Genomic DNA, 4,289 nt, shown 5'->3' on the forward strand with positions numbered 1-4,289 from the left:
GAATGCTCACAATGTTTTGCAGATTAAAGCGACTATGTCCTCTAATGAGTGGAATCTTTATGAAGCAAATATTGACAATGAGTTGATTCTAAAAGTTGCTTAACGCTATCTAATATTTATGCTTCCTTTATAAATGGCGTGTTTGGATGCAAGGTGTAAAAAGATTTTTGTAGAAAAATTTTAAAATTTTTTTTAATGATCTTGCTTAGAATATTCTGTATCATTTATTTTAAGAAATAAGACATTGTGTTATTAACTAACAAAAATAATAATCTAGACTGAAAAATTAATTCAAGGAAGACCTAGCATAAATAGTATGGAAAAAGTAAATTTGTTAAAAAATTCATTTAAAACTTGTAACATAGATGCTTATCTAGTACCAAGCTATGACGAATTTCAAAATGAATATTCTCCTGAATGCCTTCAAAGATTAAAGTGGTTAACAAATTTCAGTGGCTCAAATGGTCTAGCTCTCATAACGAAAGATAAAAATTACCTTTTCACAGATGGTAGATACTTAATTCAGGCCAAGAACCAATTATCTGATGATTACCTAATATTTAACATGCAAGATGCTGACGATATTTTTAATAAAATATTCAGTATAGTCAGCTTTAACTTTTCAGTAGGATATGATCCTTTTATTTTTAGCAAAGGTGCTTTAGAAAATTTTTCAAAATTATATATTAGAGATCTTACAAATATTAAATTGGTACCTTTAGAAGGTAATTTAATAGATGCAATTTGGGATAGAGATAAGAATTTTAAAACTAAGGCTCCGCTAATACTTGATGCAAAATACACTTCGGAAACAGAAACCCAAAAAATAAGCAAATTAATTGACAAATTAAAAGCAGACTACATATTAATCACATCACCTGAAAGCATCTGTTGGCTTTTAAATATCAGAGGAAATGATCTAAAATATACTCCTTTAATTATGGCTTATTGTATAATCAGTAAGCAAGGAGATATAGAAATTTTTAGCGATTTAAAGAAAATAAAAAGTAGTTATCCTAGTATAAAGCTGCTTCCCTTCAAAGATATTAAGTGTAGGTTTTTAGAATTAGATAATCAAAATAAAACTATTCAACTTGACCATTCCCAAACTCCAATTTGGTTTATTGATAATTTTCAAAAAAATAATCTGGTTATTGATAAAAATCCTTGCATCCTACCAAAATCAATCAAGAATAATATTGAAGTAGCTGGCATAAAATATGCAACTATTCAAGATGGGATTGCCTTAACAAAATTGTTTAGCTGGCTTGAAGTGCAAATTAATGCTGGTGAAGAAGTGACTGAAATCGATATCGATAAAAAGTTATCATATTTTAAAAAACAAAATTCTCTATTTAAAAGCAAAAGTTTTGAAACTATTTCCTCCTTTGGCAAAAACAGTGCAATAATACATTACAACCCTTATGATGGCTATAATTCAAAAGTTGGAACTGATAATTTGTTTTTGTTAGATTGTGGCAGTCAATATGAATTCGGTACAACTGATGTAACAAGAACTTTATGCTTTGGCGCTGCATCGACTCCACAAAAATTGCATTATACTTTAGTGCTAAAAGGGTTAATTCATCTTAGCACTTTAATTTTTCCTCAAAATACTTCTGGATCACAAATAGACGCATTAGCACGACAATTTTTATGGAAGTATTTTTTAGATTACCCACATGGCACTGGGCATGGAGTTGGACATTATCTATCTGTTCATGAAGGGCCACAAGGCATTAACAAATATAATCACCAAGAATTAAAAAATAATATGATTATAACCATAGAACCAGGATATTATATCCCAGAAAAATATGGAATAAGAATTGAAAATATAGTACTCGTAAAAGCAGTTGATAATGACAAAGGCTTCTTGCAATTTGAAACGCTGACTTTAGCTCCTATTGCATATAATTTAATCAATACAGAATTATTGATTGCTCATGAAAAAAAATGGCTACTGTCCTATCATCAAAAAGTAAATAACTCTTTATCCCCATTTTTAGACGATATCGAAAAAAAATACTTAGAAAGACACTTGCAATTTTATGGCAATTTAACTTAAAATACCCTTGTGTATTAATTTTTGTTAACTATATTAGTAATAGAAAATAGATAGTGTAAATAACTATGAGTGAATTCAATCTACCTTCAACATCAACGGAATTGAGTCTTTCGTCCTATATGCAACAAGTAAAGAGCTTTCCTATGCTCTCGCAGGAAGAAGAAAGTGCTCTGGTAGACTCATGGATAAAAAATAAAGATTTAGGAGCTGCTCATAAATTGGTTACTTCTCATTTAAGACTTGTGGTTAAAATGGCTTTAAAATTCCGCAATTACGGATTGCCATTGATGGACATAATATCCGAAGGAAACATCGGATTAATGAAAGCCGTAAAAAAATTTAAACCAGAGAAAGGGAATAGACTTTCAACCTATGCAATGTGGTGGATTAAGGCCAGTATACAAGACTATATAGTTAAATCTTGGTCTATGGTTAAAATTGGTTCTGGAGTTCTACAAAAAAAACTTTTCTCAAGCGTAGCTACCTTCAAGAAAAAATTTGATACTCAAGATAACGAATTTGAAAAAACTGATAGTATTTTAGAAAATAGTTATCAAGCAGTTTCGTTGAACGAAAGATTAGGTTCTGAAGAAGGTGCAGAATTTATTGATACGATATCAGATAATACAGAAACTCATGAAGAAAATATAGCTGATAAACAGATTAAGAATTTGAGAATCAATATTTTAAAAAATGCAATTGCCTCTTTAAATGAGAGGGAACAGGAAATCATAAAGCAAAGAAGATTATCTGAGACTCCGATTACATTGGACGTTTTAAGCAAAAAATACAATGTATCTAGCGAACGCATTAGACAAATTGAGGAATCTGCCTTAAAGAAAATAAAACACTTCGCCAATCAAACCTAAGATTTATTTAAATATTGCTAAAGTCTAATCAATGAAACTTTTTACATCAGAATCAGTGTCTGAAGGGCATCCAGATAAAATAGCTGACCAAATATCAGATGCAATCCTAGATGAAATATTGCGAAATGATAAAAATTGTGCTGTTGCTTGTGAAACGATGGTAAAAAATTCTCTTGTTATTGTTTCAGGAGAAATTAATACCAATGTTTGGGTTGATCTGGAAAAAACAATCCATGATGTTTTAAAAAATATAGGCTACAAAGATATTTCACACGACATTGATCCAGACAGAATAAGTATAATTAATTTAATTTCCAAGCAATCTAGTGAAATCCATAATAGTGTTTTTGATAAATCCAATGAATGCATAGGAGCTGGTGACCAAGGCATAATGTTTGGATATGCCTGTGATGAGACAGATACATTCATGCCAGCACCAATATATTTTGCAAATAATTTGTTAATTGAACTATCAAAAAAACGTAAATCTAATTCAATAGATTGGCTTGCCCCTGATGCAAAAAGTCAAGTAACGGTTCAATATGAAGGTAACATTGTGTCAAGAATAGATAGTGTGTTAATATCTACTCAACACGATAAAAATATTCCTCAAGAGCAAATAAGAACGACTATAATCAACGACATTATCAAAAAAGTTTTACCTGCAAAATACCTTGATGAGAACACAAAATATATTATTAACCCAAGCGGAAGCTTTATTGTTGGTGGACCCTACGCAGATTGTGGGTTAACAGGAAGAAAAATAATCGTTGATACGTATGGTGGCTACGCTAGACATGGAGGCGGCGCTTTTTCTGGCAAGGACCCTAGCAAGGTTGATAGATCAGCCAGCTACATGGCACGATATATAGCAAAAAATATTGTGGCTGCAAAGCTTGCAAGCCAATGCGAGATACAACTGTCCTACGGTATTGGGATCTCAGAACCTTTATCAATTTATATCAATACATTTGGAACTAGTAAACATCCAGATTCTTTCTTTATAAATCTCATAAAAAAACATTTTAACTTAACGCCAAGAGGTATAATAGATACCTTAAATCTAAAAAACGCAAAATACTTAGATACTGCAGCATATGGACACTTTGGCAGAAAAGATAAAAATTTTTCCTGGGAAAATTTAGATATGGCAAGCAAGTTCACATAAAAACAAACTATAGCTCATCAACTTGATTTTTTTGCCCTTCTTCACACAGAGTAAATGATGGAAGCATAAATATTAGATAGCGTTAAGCAACTTTTAGAATCAACTCATTGTCAATATTTGCTTCATAAAGATTCCACTCATTAGAGGACATAGTCGCTTTAATCTGCAAAACATTGTGTGCATT

Annotated in this window: 3 protein-coding genes; all 3 read left to right on the forward strand. The window is 31.1% G+C overall.

Going from position 1 to position 4,289, the window contains the following annotated elements:
- Positions 1-316 precede the first annotated feature (316 nt).
- The 3 genes from L8D11_RS03765 (at position 317) to metK (ending at position 4,105) form a co-directional block, all read left to right on the forward strand.
- Positions 317-2,068 (forward strand): aminopeptidase P family protein, encoded by a 1,752-nt coding sequence (locus L8D11_RS03765; protein ID WP_236870340.1) that lies wholly within the window; start codon positions 317-319, stop codon positions 2,066-2,068.
- 65 nt (positions 2,069-2,133) lie between these two features.
- Entirely contained in the window at positions 2,134-2,937 is an 804-nt protein-coding gene (locus L8D11_RS03770; protein ID WP_236870341.1) for an RNA polymerase factor sigma-32, read from the forward strand.
- 31 nt (positions 2,938-2,968) lie between these two features.
- The gene (gene metK / locus L8D11_RS03775; protein WP_236870342.1) at positions 2,969-4,105 is read left to right on the forward strand and encodes a methionine adenosyltransferase; all 1,137 of its coding nucleotides are present in this window, start codon (positions 2,969-2,971) and stop codon (positions 4,103-4,105) included.
- The last annotated feature ends 184 nt before the right edge of the window (positions 4,106-4,289 follow it).

Source organism: Candidatus Bandiella numerosa (genome assembly GCF_021811875.1).
Taxonomy (GTDB): Bacteria; Pseudomonadota; Alphaproteobacteria; order Rickettsiales; family Midichloriaceae; genus Aquirickettsia; species Aquirickettsia numerosa_A.

What these genes read in the sequence shown, in the direction of transcription:
- L8D11_RS03765 (WP_236870340.1), top strand. Translation starts at nt 317, where the DNA reads ATGGAAAAAGTAAATTTGTTAAAAAATTCATTTAAAACTTGTAACATA.
- L8D11_RS03770 (WP_236870341.1), top strand. Translation starts at nt 2,134, where the DNA reads ATGAGTGAATTCAATCTACCTTCAACATCAACGGAATTGAGTCTTTCG.
- metK (WP_236870342.1), top strand. Translation starts at nt 2,969, where the DNA reads ATGAAACTTTTTACATCAGAATCAGTGTCTGAAGGGCATCCAGATAAA.